The 15,855-nt window shown below is 63.4% G+C and carries 11 protein-coding genes; 2 read left to right on the top strand and 9 right to left on the bottom strand.

What is annotated here, in order from left to right; translation table 11 throughout:
• Positions 1-126: 126 nt before the first annotated feature.
• Positions 127-2,196, bottom strand: a complete 2,070-nt coding sequence (locus tag ACCD05_RS12885; RefSeq protein WP_413393146.1) for an ATP-dependent helicase — start codon at positions 2,194-2,196, stop codon at positions 127-129.
• A gap of 217 nt (positions 2,197-2,413) precedes the next feature.
• Between ACCD05_RS12885 and ACCD05_RS12880 the strand changes: the two genes are divergently transcribed.
• On the top strand, positions 2,414-4,036 hold the full coding sequence (locus ACCD05_RS12880) for an ABC-F family ATP-binding cassette domain-containing protein (protein ID WP_413393144.1): 1,623 nt from the start codon (positions 2,414-2,416) through the stop codon (positions 4,034-4,036).
• Between the two features lie 213 nt (positions 4,037-4,249).
• Here ACCD05_RS12880 and pepT read toward each other — a convergent pair whose 3' ends face one another.
• The 8 genes from pepT to kdpF form a co-directional block, all read right to left on the bottom strand.
• Positions 4,250-5,482 (bottom strand): peptidase T, encoded by a 1,233-nt coding sequence (pepT, locus tag ACCD05_RS12875; protein ID WP_413393142.1) that lies wholly within the window; start codon positions 5,480-5,482, stop codon positions 4,250-4,252.
• A gap of 44 nt (positions 5,483-5,526) precedes the next feature.
• Positions 5,527-6,255 carry a response regulator transcription factor gene (locus ACCD05_RS12870; protein ID WP_413393140.1) on the bottom strand — a complete coding sequence of 243 codons (729 nt, stop codon included), beginning with the start codon at positions 6,253-6,255 and terminating at the stop codon, positions 5,527-5,529.
• A complete protein-coding gene (locus ACCD05_RS12865; RefSeq protein WP_413393138.1) occupies positions 6,252-8,972 on the bottom strand; it encodes a DUF4118 domain-containing protein in 2,721 nt (906 codons plus the stop codon). The genes ACCD05_RS12870 and ACCD05_RS12865 overlap by 4 nt, the downstream gene beginning before the upstream one ends.
• Positions 8,973-9,190: 218 nt before the next feature.
• A complete protein-coding gene (gene kdpC, locus ACCD05_RS12860; RefSeq protein ID WP_413393136.1) occupies positions 9,191-9,757 on the bottom strand; it encodes a potassium-transporting ATPase subunit KdpC in 567 nt (188 codons plus the stop codon).
• A gap of 12 nt (positions 9,758-9,769) precedes the next feature.
• Positions 9,770-11,857 (bottom strand): potassium-transporting ATPase subunit KdpB, encoded by a 2,088-nt coding sequence (gene kdpB, locus ACCD05_RS12855; RefSeq protein WP_413393134.1) that lies wholly within the window; start codon positions 11,855-11,857, stop codon positions 9,770-9,772.
• Between the two features lie 48 nt (positions 11,858-11,905).
• Entirely contained in the window at positions 11,906-12,073 is a 168-nt protein-coding gene (locus tag ACCD05_RS12850; protein WP_413393133.1) for a hypothetical protein, read from the bottom strand.
• A 10-nt stretch (positions 12,074-12,083) separates the two neighbouring features.
• On the bottom strand, positions 12,084-13,787 hold the full coding sequence (gene kdpA, locus ACCD05_RS12845) for a potassium-transporting ATPase subunit KdpA (RefSeq protein WP_413393131.1): 1,704 nt from the start codon (positions 13,785-13,787) through the stop codon (positions 12,084-12,086).
• Between the two features lie 35 nt (positions 13,788-13,822).
• Positions 13,823-13,912: a K(+)-transporting ATPase subunit F gene (kdpF, locus tag ACCD05_RS12840; protein WP_413393129.1), complete on the bottom strand. Its 90-nt coding sequence runs from the start codon at positions 13,910-13,912 to the stop codon at positions 13,823-13,825.
• 420 nt (positions 13,913-14,332) lie between these two features.
• On the opposite strand from kdpF, the gene ACCD05_RS12835 reads away from it, so the two are divergent.
• On the top strand, positions 14,333-15,853 hold the full coding sequence (locus ACCD05_RS12835; RefSeq protein ID WP_413393127.1) for a CDP-glycerol glycerophosphotransferase family protein: 1,521 nt from the start codon (positions 14,333-14,335) through the stop codon (positions 15,851-15,853).
• Positions 15,854-15,855: the final 2 nt, after the last annotated feature.

The raw sequence follows: 15,855 nt of genomic DNA, 5'->3' as shown, positions 1-15,855 counted from the left end.
GTTGGGGCGAAGGCGAGGTTGGCGCAAGCGGCCCACCACGAGTCTCTTCTCCCCAGCGGGGAGAAGGTGCCGGCAGGCGGATGAGGGGGCCAACGGCACAACGCCGACTGACCACCCAAACACACCCTACCGCCACATCGTCCGCATCCGCGCCGCCACATCCACCCTTATCTGCTGCGTACTCCGCTTCGAAGGCGTCGCGACCACAACCGGCCATGCCACCGTCTCGAAATATTGCAGCAGCGTCACCGGAATGAACCGCGTGCGCGATGCATAGACATGCCGATCGCCCTGGCCGTGTTGGCCGCTGGTGAAGAAGCGTTGCGGGGTGATCAGCGTCAGGCTGTCCTTGGCGCGTGTCATGCCGACATAGAGAAGCCGGCGCTCCTCCTCGATTTCCTGCGTCGTGCCGACGGCGAGGTCGGAGGGGATGCAGCCGTCGACGACGTTGAGCATGAACACCGCCCGCCATTCCTGCCCCTTGGCCGAATGGATGGTGGAGAGAATGAGATAATCCTCGTCGAGCAGCGGCACGCCCGCCTGGTCGCTGGTGGCGTCCGGCGGGTCGAGCGTCAGCTCGGTGAGGAAGCGCTCGCGGTTGGCATAGCCGGAGGCAATCTGCTCAAGCTGCAACAGGTCGGCCTTGCGGGTGTCGGCGTCCTCGTGAATGCGGTCGAGATGCGGCTCGTACCATTCGCGCGCCTGCGCGATCTCGGCCGGCCACGGTCCGTTCGCCTTGCGCAATCCTTCGAGCAGCTGCACCAGCGCCGGCCAGCTTTCGCCGGTCTTGGCCGGCGGCGGGATTTCGGCGAGCGCAATCAGTGGCTCGGGGTCGGCGGCGATCGTGTCGAGAATCTTGCCCGCCGTCTGCGGCCCGATCCCCGGCAGCATCTTCAACAGGCGGAAGCCGGAGACCCGGTCGCGCGGGTTCTGCGCGAAGCGCAGGATCGCCAGCATGTCCTTAACATGCGCCGAATCCAGGAATTTCAGCCCGCCGAACTTGACGAAGGGAATGTTGCGCCGCGTCAGCTCGACTTCGAGCGGGCCGCTGTGCGAGGAGGTGCGAAACAGCACCGCCTGCTGCTTCAGCGTCATACCCACTTCGCGGTTCGCCAGCACCTGCTCGACAATGTAGTTCGCCTGGTCGTTCTCGTCCTTGACGGTCAGCAGCTTCGGCCGTTCTTCGGATTGCCGGTCGGTCCAGAGGTTCTTGGTGAAGCGCTCGCGCGCCAGTTCGATCACACCATTGGCGGCGGCAAGGATCGTCGTTGTCGAACGATAGTTGCGGTCGAGCGTGATGATGTCGGCCGGCGGCTCGAAGGTTTTCGGGAAGTCGAGAATGTTGCGGATCGTCGCCGCCCGGAAGGAGTAAATGGATTGCGCGTCGTCGCCGACGACGGTTAAGCCCCGCCCGCCCGGCTTCAGTGCCATCAGCACGGAGGATTGCAACCGGTTGGTATCCTGGTACTCGTCCACCATCACATGGTCGAAGCGCCCGCCGATATCGGCGGCCAGTTCCGGATCGCTCACCATCTGCGCCCAGTAGAGCAGAAGGTCGTCGTAATCGAGCACGTTCTGCGCCTGCTTGGCCTCGACGTAACAGGCAAACAGCTCGCGCAGTTGCTCTTCCCACGTCGCCACCCATGGATACCAGGTCTTCAACACCTCGGTGAGCGGCGTCTCGGAATTGACCGTGCGCGAATAGATCGCCAGACACGTGCCCTTGGTCGGAAACCGGCTTTCGGTCTTGGAGAAGCCAAGCTCGTGCCGGATGAGGTTCATCAGGTCGGCGCTGTCTTCCCGGTCGTGAATGGTGAAATCGACATTGAGGCCGATCTGTTCGGCGTAGATACGGAGCAGCCGCGCGCCGATCCCGTGAAAGGTCCCGGCCCAGGTCAGTGCGTCGGTCATGACGGCGGAATTGGCGCCGAGCACCTGCCGGCAGATGCGCTCGACGCGCCGCGCCATCTCGGACGCCGCTCTGCGCGAGAATGTCATCAGGAGGATGCGGCGCGGATCGGCGCCGTTGACGATCAGATGCGCCACCCGGTGCGCCAGCGTGTTGGTCTTGCCCGATCCGGCGCCGGCGATGATCAGAAGCGGACCACCCGTCGTATCCGGTCCCTGACCGACCCCGTGCTCCACGGCAAGACGCTGCCGCTCGTTCAGTTTCTCGAGATAGGCCGCCGCCTGCATCTATTCTTCAGCCTCTAGCATACGCGTCGCGGCAAAAGCGCGACTCGGGAACAAATATGGAACGTATCAGTGCCGTCTGATGTTTGGAAGTCCCGCGCGGCTGTCACCACAGGGAAACGGTCCCGAGCGAACATTTGGTGCACTGCGGAAAACGGGCGACATCTCGGGTGTTGCGTGGCATAAGGGCGCCGAAAACCTGTTTTGGACCACGCTTCCCATGATCCGCATCGAAAATATCAGCAAGCAGAACAGCCACCGCATCCTCTTCATCGAGGCCTCGGCGGCGCTCAACAAGGGCGAGAAGATCGGCCTCGTCGGCCCGAATGGCGCCGGCAAGACGACGCTCTTCCGCATGATCACAGGCGAGGAGCAGCCCGATGAGGGCAATGTCGCCGGCGAAAAGGGCGTCACCATCGGCTACTTCAACCAGGATGTCGGCGAAATGTCCGGCCGCAGCGCCGTGGCCGAGGTCATGGAGGGCGCCGGCCCCGTCAGCGTCGTCGCCGCCGAACTGCGCGACCTCGAAGCCGAGATGGTCGATCCCGACAAGCTCGACGAGATGGACCGCATCATCGAGCGCTATGGCGAGGTGCAGGCGCGCTATGAGGAGCTGGATGGCTACGCGCTCGAGGGCCGCGCCCGCGAAGTGCTCGACGGTCTGAGCTTCACCCAGGAAATGATGGATGGCGATGTCGGCGGCCTCTCCGGCGGCTGGAAGATGCGCGTGGCGCTCGCCCGCATCCTGTTGATGCGCCCTGATGTCATGCTGCTCGACGAGCCGAGCAACCACTTGGATCTCGAAAGCCTGATCTGGCTGGAGGAGTTCCTGAAGAACTATGACGGCGCGCTTTTGATGACCTCGCACGACCGCGAGTTCATGAACCGCATCGTCGGCAAGATCATCGAGATCGATGGCGGCCAGCTCACCTCCTATTCCGGCGACTATGCCTTCTACGAGCAGCAGCGCGCCCAGAATGAGAAGCAGCAGCAGGCCCAGTTCGAGCGCCAGCAGGCCATGCTTGCCAAGGAAATCAAGTTCATCGAACGCTTCAAGGCACGCGCCTCACACGCCTCGCAGGTGCAGAGCCGCGTCAAGAAGCTGGAAAAGATCGACCGCGTCGAGCCGCCCAAGCGCCGCCAGTCGGTCGCCTTCGAATTCCTTCCCGCGCCGCGCTCCGGCGAAGACGTGATCAACCTGAAGAACGTCCACAAGAAGTATGGCAGCCGCACGATCTATGAAGGCCTCGACTTCATGGTTCGCCGCAAGGAGCGCTGGTGCATCATGGGCATCAACGGTGCCGGCAAGTCGACGCTGCTGAAGCTGGTCACGGGCTCGACCGAGCCGGATCAGGGCACGGTTGCGCTCGGCGCCAGCGTCAAGCTCGGCTATTTCGCCCAGCACGCCATGGACCTGCTCGATGGCGAACGCACGGTTCTCGAATGGCTGGAAGATAGTTTCCCGCTGGCCGGCCAGGCACCGCTGCGCGCGCTCGCCGGCTGCTTCGGCTTTTCGGGTGACGACGTCGAAAAGAAGTGCCGGGTTCTGTCGGGTGGCGAAAAGGCGCGTCTGGTCATGGCCAAGATGCTGTTCGACCCGCCAAACCTGCTCGTCCTCGACGAGCCGACCAACCACCTGGATCTCGACACCAAGGAAATGCTGATCAAGGCGCTGTCGCAATACGAAGGCACCATGCTCTTCGTCAGCCACGATCGCCACTTCCTGGCGGCGCTGTCCAACCGCGTGCTGGAACTGACGCCCGACGGCATCCACCAGTACGGCGGCGGCTATACAGAGTACGTCGAGCGCACCGGCCAGGAAGCGCCGGGTCTGCGGGGATAATGGAAGGGGTGAGGCGGTACGTCCTCCTCGCTCTCCCTCATCCCGGCCTTGTGCCGGGATGCAGCGGGCCCAAGTCTTTGGGCCGAGAAGAGTCCTTTCACGGCGCAGACGCGCCGTGGCTGGATCTCTGTGACGAGCACAGAGATGAGGGTGGAGAGCGGGGCCGCCCCATCGCCTTCAAAGACCGAACGGAAGCTGGACGCCGCAGGGCGCTTACGCTCGCTCCTCCCAAACCCTGGCAATCTCGACGATCGTCTTGGCCGCCCGCTCCATGTCCTGCCGGCTCACCCATTCGAGCGGCGAATGAAATGCATGGCCGCCGGCGAAGATGTTGGGGCAGGGCAGGCCCATGAAGGAGAGGCGCGAGCCATCCGTGCCGCCGCGAATGCTGCCGCGCTTCGGCTCCATCCCGGCGCGGCGAATGCCCTCGATGGCGTTCTCGACGATATCAGGGTGCCGATCGACCACTTCCTTCATGTTGCGATACTGCTGCTTGACCTCGAACGTGTAGGTCGAACCCGGATAGCCCGCCATCACGTCCTTTACGATCGCTTCCAGCATCTCTTCCTTGGCCGTCAGCCCCGCATTGTCGAAATCGCGGATAATCAGCCCGATCTCGGCCTTTTCCATCGAGCCGGTGACGCCGGTCGGATGGATGAAACCCTGCCGACCGGAGGTCGTCTCGGGGCCGATGTCTTTTGGCAGCCGGTCGATGATGGCGCCGGCTATTTTGATGGCGTTTTCCATCTTGCCCTTGGCGAAACCCGGATGGATCGCAACGCCCTGGATGGTGATCTCGACGCCATCGGCCGAAAACGTCTCGTCCTCGATATGCCCCGCCGTCGACCCGTCCATCGTGTAGGCGAAGTCGGCGCCGAGTTTCTTCAGGTCCACCTTATCGACGCCGCGGCCGATCTCTTCATCCGGCGTGAACAGGATCTTGATCGTGCCGTGCTTGATATCGGGATTGGAAACGAGGAACTCAGCCGCCGTCATGATCTCGGCGATCCCCGCCTTGTCGTCGGCGCCGAGCAGCGTCGTCCCGTCGGTGGTGATGATGTCGTTGCCGATCTGGTTCTTCAGCTCCGGGTGTTCGCTCACCCGGATCACCTGCTGCGTATCAGCAGTCAGGCGAATATCGCCGCCCTCGTAGCCGCGCAGGATCTGCGGCTTGACGTTGGTGCCGCTGAAATCGGGCGCCGTGTCCATGTGCGAGCAGAAGCAGATGACGGGTACCTGCTTGTCGGTATTGGCGGGAATGGTCGCGTAGATATAGCCGTGCTCGTCCAGATGCGCGTCCGAAAGGCCGATCGCCAGCAGTTCCTCGACCAGCACGCGCCCGAGGTTCTTCTGCTTCTCGGTGGAAGGCTGGCTTGGCGATTGCGGGTCGGATTGCGTGTCGATGACGACATAGCGCAGGAAGCGGTCGGTAACGGTATCGGTCATGATGCGGTCCATTCTTCTGTATCAACCGATCACTGCTCTATCCCTCATCGGCCGTCTGGTGAAGCACTTTCGGTTGCAGGCAGGTCGGCCTCGCGCAGCCGGTAGCCGACGCCGGTTTCGGTGGTGATATATTGCGGCTGGTCGGGCGTGGCCTCGATCTTCTGTCTCAGCTGGCGCACATAGACACGCAGATACTGCACATCCGCCGCCGGTCCCCAGATCTGCTTCAGCATGAACTGATGCGTCAGCACCTTGCCGGAATATTGCGCCAGCACACGCAGGATGTCGTATTCCTTCGGCGACAGCTTGATCTCGCGCTCGTCGACCTTGACGATCCGCTTGACGAGGTCGATCGACAGTCCGCCGGTGCGAAACACCGCCTTCTCGCCTTGCTGCTGCAGCCTGTGGCGCAGCGCGACGCGGATGCGGGCGCCGAGCTCGTTCATGCCGAAGGGCTTGGTCACATAGTCGTCGGCGCCCGTCTCCAGCGCCTTGACGATCCCTGCTTCATCGGTGCGGCTGGAGAGAATGACGACGGGTGTCGTCAGCCCCTGTTCGCGCCATTCGCCGAGCAGCGCGTGGCCCGGCGTGTCGGGAAGTCCGAGGTCGAGCACGATGAGATCGGGGCCGACCTCGCCTGCAAGCGCGCGCGCGGTCGCCGCATCCGGCGCCTCATGCACCTCATATCCCTGCGCTGTCAGCCCGACGCGCAGCAGTTTGCGGATAGGGGGCTCGTCGTCGACGACGAGGATCTTCACGGGCGAACCGGTCATTTCATATCTTCCAGCTTCGTGATGTCATTCGTGATCTCTTGAGGGCGAGGCAGCCTGATGGTGAAGACCGCACCCGACCGGTCGGGCCGGTTGGCGGCAGTGATGGTGCCGCCCATCGCCTCGACGAAACCGCGGCAGATGGACAGGCCAAGCCCGGTGCCGGCCCGCACCTGATCGCCCTTGCGCACGCGATAGAAAGTGTCGAACACGCGGTTGAGATCATCGTCAGGAATGCCCGGCCCGCTGTCGGCGACCTGAACCATCACATCGCCCGTTCCAGTCCATCCCTTTATCTCGACCGTGGAACCTTCGGGCGCGTATTTCGCGGCGTTGTCGATGAGATTGAACAGCACCTGCTCGAAGAGAACGGGATCAACACGCACAGTCGGCAGGTCCGCCGGAATGGTCACATGCACGCCGTGATGCGACAGGATCTTGGCCGCGCGGCGCAACGCGCTGCCAACGATATCGCCGACATCGTGCAGCGCCGAATTCGGCTCCATCGCCCCGGATTCGATCCGGGTCATGTCGAGCAGATTGGCGATGAAGCGGTTCAGCCGCTCGGATTCGTCCACCACGGTCGAAAGCAGATCCTTCCGGTCCTCCTCGCTCATCGAGGCGAAATAGTCGCGCAGCGTTGTGGAGGCGCCGAGCACGGCGGCAAGCGGCGTCTTCAGGTCATGCGAGATCGAGGTCAGCAGCGCCGAGCGCAGCCGGTCGGCCTCTGCCGCAAGCTTCGCCTGGTCGACATCGGCGACCAGCTGGATACGCTCGATCGCAAGTGCGGCCTGATCCGCCAGCGCGTCGAGCAATCTCTGCTGCTCCGGTGTCAGAAGCGGCCCGTCGCGGCGGTCGCTGTCGAGCCCGATCACGCCGACGGCGGCGCGTCCGGTGCGCAGCGGCACATAGAGCCGCTTGGCGCCGGGCAGGGTATCGGCACCGCGCCCTGCGGCGTGGTTGTGCTCCCAGGCCCAGCGCGCGGCCGCGATGTCTGCGTCGTCAAGCGTATCGTCTGGCGGATAGCCGGCCCTGACTGCGATGGTCCCGTTCTCGGGGAGCAGCAGCACGACCCGCACCCGCAGCATCGAGGCCAGTTGGAAGGCGGTCGCCCAGAGCACGTCGTCAAGCGTGCCGGTGCCGGCCAGCTTCTTCGAAAAGAGATAAAGATCCTCGGTGGTGCGCGCCCGCTGCCGCGCCGCGGATGCCTGCCGCTGCACCGTTGCCGTCAGGTTGCTGGCGACGATCGCCACGCCGAGGAAGAAGAACAGCGCCAGCACGCTTTCCGGATCGCTGATCGTCAGCGTGTAGCGCGGCGGCAGGAAGAAGAAGTTGAAGGCGAACGCGCCGAGCAGGCAGGAAAACAGTGCCGGCCGTAGCCCGTGCAGCACCGCCGAGGTCAACACCGCCATCAGGAACACCAGCGCCAGATTGCGCACATCGAGCACCTGGTCGAGCACGATGCCGGCCACGAGCGCGATCGCCACATAGACCACCGCCAGCAGATAGGCTCTGAGATCGAAGGCTGGACGCGCCGCCGCCGCCTTGACGCCGCGTTGCGCACCACCCTTCTGCTCGTCGCCCGAAATGACGTGAACGCTGATATCGCCCGCCTTGCGGATCAGGAGGTCGGCGGCAGACGGCGAGAACCACTCTCGCCAAGTCGGCTGCTTCGGCGCGCCGATCACGATGTGGGTGACGTTGTTGGAAGCGGCGTAGCGGATCAGCTCTTCCGAGGTCTCGCGCCCCGGAACGGTGATCGCCTCGCCGCCCAACTGTTCGGCCAGCCGCAAATTGGCGGCCAGCGTGTCGCGCTCGCCCTCGCTTAGGTTGATCGAGCGGTTGGTCTCGACATAGACGGCGGCCCAGGGAGCCCTCAGCCGCGATGCCATGCGCGCGGCATAGCGCACCAGCGATGCGGAGGCCGGATGGTGATCGACCGATACCAGCACGCGCTCGCTCGCGGCCCACGGGCCGGAGATCGCATGCGCCTGCATGTGGTTCAGAAGCTGGTCGTCCACCCGCTGCGCCGTGCGCCGAAGCGCCAGTTCGCGCAGCGCCGTCAGGTTGCCCGGCGTGAAATAGTTGGTCAGCGCCCGCTCGGCGGTGTTGGCCATGTAGACCTTGCCATCATGAAGACGCTTGATCAGGTCGTCAGGCGTAAGATCGATGATCTCGACGTCGTCGGCCATGTCGATCACCTTGTCCGGCACCGTCTCGCGCACCCGGATGCGGGTGATCTGCGAGACGACGTCGTTCAGGCTCTCGACATGCTGGATGTTGAGCGTCGAATAGACGTCGATGCCGCGGTCCAGCAGTTCCTTCACATCGAGATAGCGCTTCGGATGCCGGCTGCCCTCCGCATTGCTGTGGGCGAGCTCGTCGACCAGCACGAGGTCGGGCTTGCGGGCGATGATGGCGTCGATATCCATCTCTTCCAGCCGCCGGCCCCGGTAGTCGACCATCACGCGCGGCACGATCTCGAAGCCCGCAAGCATCGCCTGCGTCTCCTTGCGGCCATGCGTCTCGACGACACCGACAACCACATCGACCCCATCGGCGATCTTCGCGCGCCCGGAGGCCAGCATCTCATAGGTCTTGCCGACGCCGGGGGCCGCCCCCAGAAAGATCTTCAACCGCCCACGCGTCTCAGCCCGCGCCTTTTCAAGAAGCGCCTCGGGCGAGGGCCGTCCGGCCTGTTCGCGGTTGTCGTCTGGCATGAAAATCCGTCTTTCCGGGCGATGTGTTTCTTTGCCAGCGCAAATCTCTCTACCCTCATCCCTGTGCTTGTCACAGGGATCCAGCAGCGCCGCGTCTGCAGCGCGGTAGACTCCTTTCAGCCCAAGGACTTGGGCTGGCTGGATTCCTGTGACATCGCCCGAGCGAAGCTTGGGCACAGGAATGAGGGAGGGAAATGAAACGCCAAGGCCTTATCTCATCAAGTCTTAGAACCATCCAGCGCCATGTTCAACTTGAGAACATTGACCACAGGCTCGCCGAGAAAGCCAAGCTCCCGGCCCTCCACGGCGCCATCCACCAGCGTCTTCACCTTGGCCTCGTCCAGACCGCGCGCCTTGGCGACGCGCGGCACCTGGAAGTAGGCGGCATCGGGCGAGATGTGCGGGTCGAGACCGCTGCCCGACGCGGTGACGAGGTCGGCCGGCACGGGCGCGTTCAGGTTGCTGGCCTTGGCGGCCTCGTAGTCCGCCTTCACCCGGTCGATCAGCTTTTGGCTGGTCGGGCCGAGGTTGGAGCCGCTGGAGCTTGCCGCATTGTAGCCATCGCCGGCCGCCGACGGGCGATCGTGGAAATACTGCTCGCCGGTGAAGGCCTGGCCGATCAGCGACGAGCCGATCACCTTGCCGTCCTTCTCGATCAGGCTGCCGTTCGCCTGGGCGGGAAACAGCGCCTGCGCGGCGCCCGTCATGGCGAGCGGATAGACGAGGCCGGTGATGGCGGTGGTGGCGACGATCATCACGATCGCGGGACGAAGTTGCTTGAACATGGACGTAACTCCTTAGACGAGGCCGATGGCTGATATCGCCATGTCGATCGCCTTGATGGCGACGAACGGAACGACGATGCCGCCCAGGCCGTAGATCAACAGGTTGCGGGAAAGCAGTGCGCCGGCGCCGATCGGCCGGTAGCGCACGCCGCGCAGCGACAGCGGGATCAGCGCGATGATGATCAACGCGTTGAAGATGATCGCCGAGAGAATGGCGCTCTGCGGCGTCGACAGGCCCATGACGTTGAGCGCCGTCAGTTGCGGATAGAAGGTCAGGAACATCGCCGGGATGATCGCGAAATACTTGGCGACGTCGTTGGCGATCGAAAACGTCGTCAGCGCGCCGCGCGTCATCAGGAGCTGCTTGCCGATCTCGACGATCTCGATGAGCTTCGTCGGGTCGCTGTCAAGATCGACCATGTTGCCGGCCTCGCGGGCGGCCACCGTGCCGGTGTTCATGGCGACGCCGACATCCGATTGCGCCAGCGCCGGTGCGTCGTTGGTGCCGTCGCCGCACATGGCGACCAGCTTGCCCTTGGCCTGCTCCTCGCGAATCAGCGCCAGCTTGTTCTCAGGCGTCGCCTGCGCCAGGAAATCGTCAACGCCGGCTTCGGCCGCGATTGCAGCCGCCGTCATCGGGTTGTCGCCGGTCACCATCACAGTGCGGATACCCATGCGGCGCAGTTCCGCGAAACGCTCGCGGATGCCGCCCTTGACGATATCCTTCAGCTGGATAACGCCGAGCAGGCGACCATCACGGGCAACGGCAAGCGGCGTGCCGCCCGCCTTGGCGATCTCGTCGGCAATCGCCTGCAACTCGCGCACCGTGTCGGAGTTTGAGCGCAACGCAATCGCCGTATTGCCCGAGGCAATCGCTGCACCGCCATCGACATAGGATAGCACCGCATCGACGGCACCCTTGCGGATCGAAGACCCCTCGACATCGACGCCGCTCATGCGGGTCTGCGCGGTAAAGGGCACGAAGGTGGCCTTCAGGCTGGTCATGTCGCGGCCGCGGATCGCGTATTTCTCCTTGGCGAGCACCACGATCGAGCGACCCTCGGGGGTCTCGTCGGCAAGCGAGGCGAGCTGCGCCGCATCGGCCAGTTCCTGCTCGCTGACCCCGCGCACCGGGCGGAAGGCGGTCGCCTGGCGATTGCCGAGCGTGATCGTGCCGGTTTTGTCGAGAAGCAGAATGTCGACGTCGCCGGCTGCCTCCACCGCGCGGCCGGACATGGCAAGCACGTTGAAGCGCACGAGGCGGTCCATGCCGGCAATGCCGATCGCCGAGAGAAGCGCGCCGATCGTCGTCGGGATAAGCGTCACGAACAGCGCGACGAGCACGATGATCGGGATCGAGCCGCCGGCATAGGCGGCAAAGCTCGGGATCGTCGCCGTAGCGAGTACGAAGATCAGCGTCATGCCGGCAAGCAGGATGTTGAGCGCAATCTCGTTCGGCGTCTTCTGCCGCTCTGCACCTTCGACGAGCGCGATCATCCGATCGATGAAGGTGGAGCCGGCCGCCGCCGTGATGCGCACGCGGATCCAGTCCGACAGCACCTGCGTGCCGCCGGTGACAGCCGAGCGGTCGCCACCCGATTCACGGATGACGGGAGCGGATTCACCCGTGATCGCCGCCTCGTTGACCGAGGCAACACCTTCGATCACTTCGCCGTCCGACGGGATGATGTCGCCAGCCTCGACCAGCACGAGATCGCCCACCTTCAGGCTGGTGCCCGGCACCATGCGGTAGCCGCTGCCATTGTTGGCGGTCAGCAACTTGGCCTGCGTTTCGGTGCGCGCCTTGCGCAGGGAATCGGCCTGCGCCTTGCCGCGGCCTTCCGCGACCGCTTCGGCAAAGTTGGCGAACAGCACCGTGAACCAGAGCCACAGGTTGATCTGGAACGAGAAGCCGAGATTGCTGCCGCCGGTCACGAGATCGCGGATGAAGAGGACGGTGGTCAGAACCGAAACCGTGGCGACGACGAACATCACGGGGTTCTTGGCAAGCGCCTTCGGGTTCAGCTTCTTGAAAGCCGCGCCGAAGGCCGGAATGAGAATGCGGGCATCGAGGATGCTCACGGATTTTGCCTGGCTCATAAGAGAACTCCAGCGTTTGAGACGGGGATGGGGCGACCGGTTGGCCGGTCAGCCGAAAATCAGTTTGTAGAGGGCGGCCGCCACGAGCAGAGCCGCCAGCATGATCAGGATGGCGTCCGACGCCTTGAGCGACCGGCCTTGCGTCGGCCCCACCGCCCGTCCCGGAAGACCGGAACGGGCAGGGAGCTTGTGGCGCCTGAAGTGGCGGATCAGCATGGTCATGTCCTCAGAACGTCTGGCCCGAGATCATCATCAGGTGCTCGATGACGGGACCGAGCGCCAGCGCCGGGAAGAAGGTCAGGCCGCCGACGATGACGATGGTGCCCGTCAGCAGGCCGACGAAGAGCGGGCCATCCGTGGGGAAGGTACCGTTCGAGGCCGGGACCGTCTTCTTGGCCGCCAGCGAGCCGGCGATTGCGAGAGCCGGGATGATGACCAGGAAACGTCCTGCCAGCATCGCGATGCCGAGCGTCACGTTGTACCAGGGCGTGTTCCCCGTGAGCCCGCCGAAGGCCGAGCCGTTGTTGGCGGCGGCGGACGAATAGGCGTAGAGGATTTCCGAGAAGCCGTGCGGTCCAGCCGTGCCAACCGAGGCGACGGCCGAAGGCAGCACGCTTGCGATCGCGGTGAACACCAGCATCGTCAAAGGCAGGCAGAGGATGGCAAGCACCGCCATTTTCATCTCTTTCGCCTCGATCTTCTTGCCGAGATATTCAGGCGTGCGCCCGACCATCAGGCCGGCCACGAAGATGGCGATGATGACGAAAAGCAGGATGCCGTAGAAGCCCGCGCCGACACCGCCGACGATCACTTCGCCAAGCTGCATGTTGATGAGCGGAATCAGGCCGCCGAGCGCCGTGAACGAGCCGTGCATGGCGTTGACCGCGCCGCACGACGCTGCCGTGGTGATGACGGCGAAGAGCGAGGAGAGCGTGATGCCGAAGCGCACTTCCTTGCCTTCCATGTTGCCGCCTTCAAGGCCGAAGGCATGCATCAGCGGATTGCCGGCCGCTTCAGCCCAATAGGTGACGCCGACGCCGATGAGGAAGAGCACGAACATGCTGGCGAGGATCGCCCAACCCTGCTTCTGGTTGCCGACCATGCGGCCGAAGACGTTGGTCATCGCAGCACCGATCGCGAAGATCGCCACCATCTGGATCAGGTTGGAAATCGCATCGGGGTTTTCGAACGGATGCGCGGAATTGGCGTTGAAGAAGCCGCCGCCATTGGTGCCCAGCATTTTGATCGCCAGCTGCGAGGCAACAGGGCCGACCGCGATCGTCTGCTTGGCGCCTTCCAGCGTGGTCGCCTCGACATAGGCGCCGAGCGTCTGCGGCACGCCGAGTGCGACGAAGACAAGCGTCATGACGATGCAGAGCGGCAGGAGGACGTAGAACGTCGCTCTCACCATATCGACCCAGAAATTGCCTACCGCCTTGCCGGATGCGCGCGAAAACGCCCGGATGAAGGCAAGCGCGATGGCAATGCCGGTCGCCGCCGAGACGAAGTTCTGCACCGTCAGCCCGGCCATCTGCGTCAGATACGACATCGTGCTCTCGCCGCCGTAGTTCTGCCAGTTGGTGTTGCTGACGAAGCTGACGGCGGTGTTGAAGGAGAGCTCTGGCCCGACCGCGGCCATGCCGGCCGGGTTGTAAGGCAGCACCGCCTGCAGGCGCAGCAGTGCGTAGAGCACCAGCGCGCCCAGGAGATTGAAGGCGAGCATCGAGATCGCATAGGTCGTCCAGTGCTGTTCTTCGCGTTCGCTAGTGCCCGACAATGCGTAAAGTCCCCGTTCGATCGGAACGAGGACGGGTGAGAGAAGCGTGCGCTCGCCCGAAAAGACACGCGTCATGTAGCCGCCGAGCGGTTTGACGAGCGCGAGAACGATCCCGCAGTAAAGCAGGATCTGAAGCCATCCGTTGAGGGTCATCTTGATTAACTTTCAATACCCGGCGCTATGAGAGATCAGAATCGCTCAGGGCGGATGAGGGCAAAGGTGAGGTAGACGGTGAGGAACACCGTCACGGCACCGCTGAGGACATAGTCGAATATCACTGTGTTTCTCCCGCTAGAGGCTGTCGCAGGCTTTGGTGTAGGCGAGGCACAGCACGAAGAATAAGATCGTGATGCCGAGCAGAACGATGTCGATCATCGACCATCACTCCTTGAATTGTTTTCGAAATGGAGACGCGGCGCCGGCCGGTGGGCCATGCGCTTGTCCCTGGTGTTTCGGGCAAGATCTTGCGATCACCCGGCCATCAATATGCAACCGAAGCGCATTAAGGTTCGAGACGCGGGAAAAGTCGCCAATATAAAAATCTTATAAATGCGCTGGTCCGATCGAAGGCCGTTGGAGGCGGTAAAAGCCGGCATTCAGGCCAGTTTGGCGAAAGCTTGCCGCCCTAGGGTTGGCGGATAAAGAAGCAGACCTGCGTTCGGCTGAATGCCGTTCTTGAAAGTACGAAGGCGATCTGAATGCCCAAGACCGAGCCAAGCAATTCTTCGGCCGAAACCCTTGCCGAATTGGCATCGTTGAAGGCGCAAGTCGAAGAGTTGACCCAGCGCATCGATACGCAGGGATCGGTCCAGTTCGAAATCGCCAAGCTGCTGCAGACATTTCATTCGCAGCTCACGGCCCTGCCGCAGCAGATGAACGAGATCGTCAAGACGGCGATCGAGCTGAACAATCACGACAAGGTGCCGCTCACCAAGGAAGTGCTGACCAAGTTCGACGCACGCCTCGGCAGCCTCGGCGTCGGCATGCACGTGTTGAAGCAGGTCAGCCATCTGACACTGCGCCGCCTTGGCCCCGCGACACCGAAGATCCGTTGCGTCTTCATCGTCCAGTCGATCCCGATGTGGGATGCGCTGGCCGATGTCTACTGGGCCATGACCGAGGACGATCGCTATCACCCCATGGTCGTCTCGATCGACAACAGCCAGCTCGGCGTGGCGGAGTTCTCGGGTGAGGATGAGGTGCATGCTGGGCTGAATGCGCTTGGCGTCCCGCACATTCGCCTCGACATGCACTCCTTCGACGGGCTGGATATCGTGCGCAATCTGATGCCAGACGTGGTCTTCCGCCAGCAGCAGTGGGATTCTCCGGTCCCGCATGGCCTGAGAACGATGGAGATCACCTTCGCCCGCATCTGCGTGGTGCCCTATGGCATGGGCGTGCTTGCCAACCCGGATGCCAAGGGTGAGGACGATGAGGCCTATAGCGACAACTACGACCAGCAATATCACCGCCTCGCCTGGAAGGTTTTCTGCGAGACGGAGATGACGCAGTCCTATTATCGCTCCTTCGCGCATTCCGATCCCGACAAATTCGTGCTGACGGGCTATCCCAAGCACAACAAGCTGCTGGAGGCCAAGGGCAAGGGCGAATGGCCGATCGCCGAGCCGAACGGCCGCACCTTCCGCGTCATCTGGGCACCGCACCACTCGCTGGCGGTCAGCGGCAGCGGCTTCGGTGTTTTCCATAAGATCTATAAGCAGATGCTGGAATGGGCGCGCTCCGCCAAGGATATCCAGTTCGTGCTGAAGCCGCATCCCGCACTTGCCTTCGGCGCCGAGCAGAGCGGTCTCTTCCGCGATAATTCCTATCAGCGCTATCTCGATGCTTGGTCGGCGCTGCCGAACTGCGCCATTCGCGAAGGCACCTATGGCGAGCTGTTCGATGCGTCGGATCTGATGATCACCGACGGCGTCTCCTTCCTCACCGAATACCATCTGTTCGAAAAGCCGCTGATCTTCATCGATTCCGGCGTCCATGCCGCCTTCAACGCGCTGGGCCGGCTTGCCGAACGCGCTGCCCACCGCGTCGAAACCTTCAATCAGCTGCGCCAGGTGGCGCTCGATTACAAGGACGGCAAGGCCTGGCAGCTGGTGAAGGAGCGCGAGGAGCTTCTGAAGGTGCTGCTCCCGCACACCGAGCCCGCCTCCAGCATCATCCTTGATTCCATCGCAGCCGATATCCAGACGTCGAGGTCCTGAGC

The sequence above is a fragment of the Rhizobium sp. Rhizsp42 genome (assembly GCF_047304155.1).
In the GTDB taxonomy this organism is placed as follows: Bacteria; Pseudomonadota; Alphaproteobacteria; order Rhizobiales; family Rhizobiaceae; genus Rhizobium.
This window is presented reverse-complemented; position numbering and strand designations above follow the sequence as displayed.

Excerpts from the sequence above, each read along its gene's own strand:
- ACCD05_RS12885 (WP_413393146.1), bottom strand. The coding sequence starts at position 2,196 with ATGCAGGCGGCGGCCTATCTCGAGAAACTGAACGAGCGGCAGCGTCTT.
- ACCD05_RS12880 (WP_413393144.1), top strand. The coding sequence starts at position 2,414 with ATGATCCGCATCGAAAATATCAGCAAGCAGAACAGCCACCGCATCCTC.
- pepT (WP_413393142.1), bottom strand. The coding sequence starts at position 5,482 with ATGACCGATACCGTTACCGACCGCTTCCTGCGCTATGTCGTCATCGAC.
- ACCD05_RS12870 (WP_413393140.1), bottom strand. The coding sequence starts at position 6,255 with ATGACCGGTTCGCCCGTGAAGATCCTCGTCGTCGACGACGAGCCCCCT.
- ACCD05_RS12865 (WP_413393138.1), bottom strand. The coding sequence starts at position 8,972 with ATGCCAGACGACAACCGCGAACAGGCCGGACGGCCCTCGCCCGAGGCG.
- kdpC (WP_413393136.1), bottom strand. The coding sequence starts at position 9,757 with ATGTTCAAGCAACTTCGTCCCGCGATCGTGATGATCGTCGCCACCACC.
- kdpB (WP_413393134.1), bottom strand. The coding sequence starts at position 11,857 with ATGAGCCAGGCAAAATCCGTGAGCATCCTCGATGCCCGCATTCTCATT.
- ACCD05_RS12850 (WP_413393133.1), bottom strand. The coding sequence starts at position 12,073 with ATGCTGATCCGCCACTTCAGGCGCCACAAGCTCCCTGCCCGTTCCGGT.
- kdpA (WP_413393131.1), bottom strand. The coding sequence starts at position 13,787 with ATGACCCTCAACGGATGGCTTCAGATCCTGCTTTACTGCGGGATCGTT.
- ACCD05_RS12835 (WP_413393127.1), top strand. The coding sequence starts at position 14,333 with ATGCCCAAGACCGAGCCAAGCAATTCTTCGGCCGAAACCCTTGCCGAA.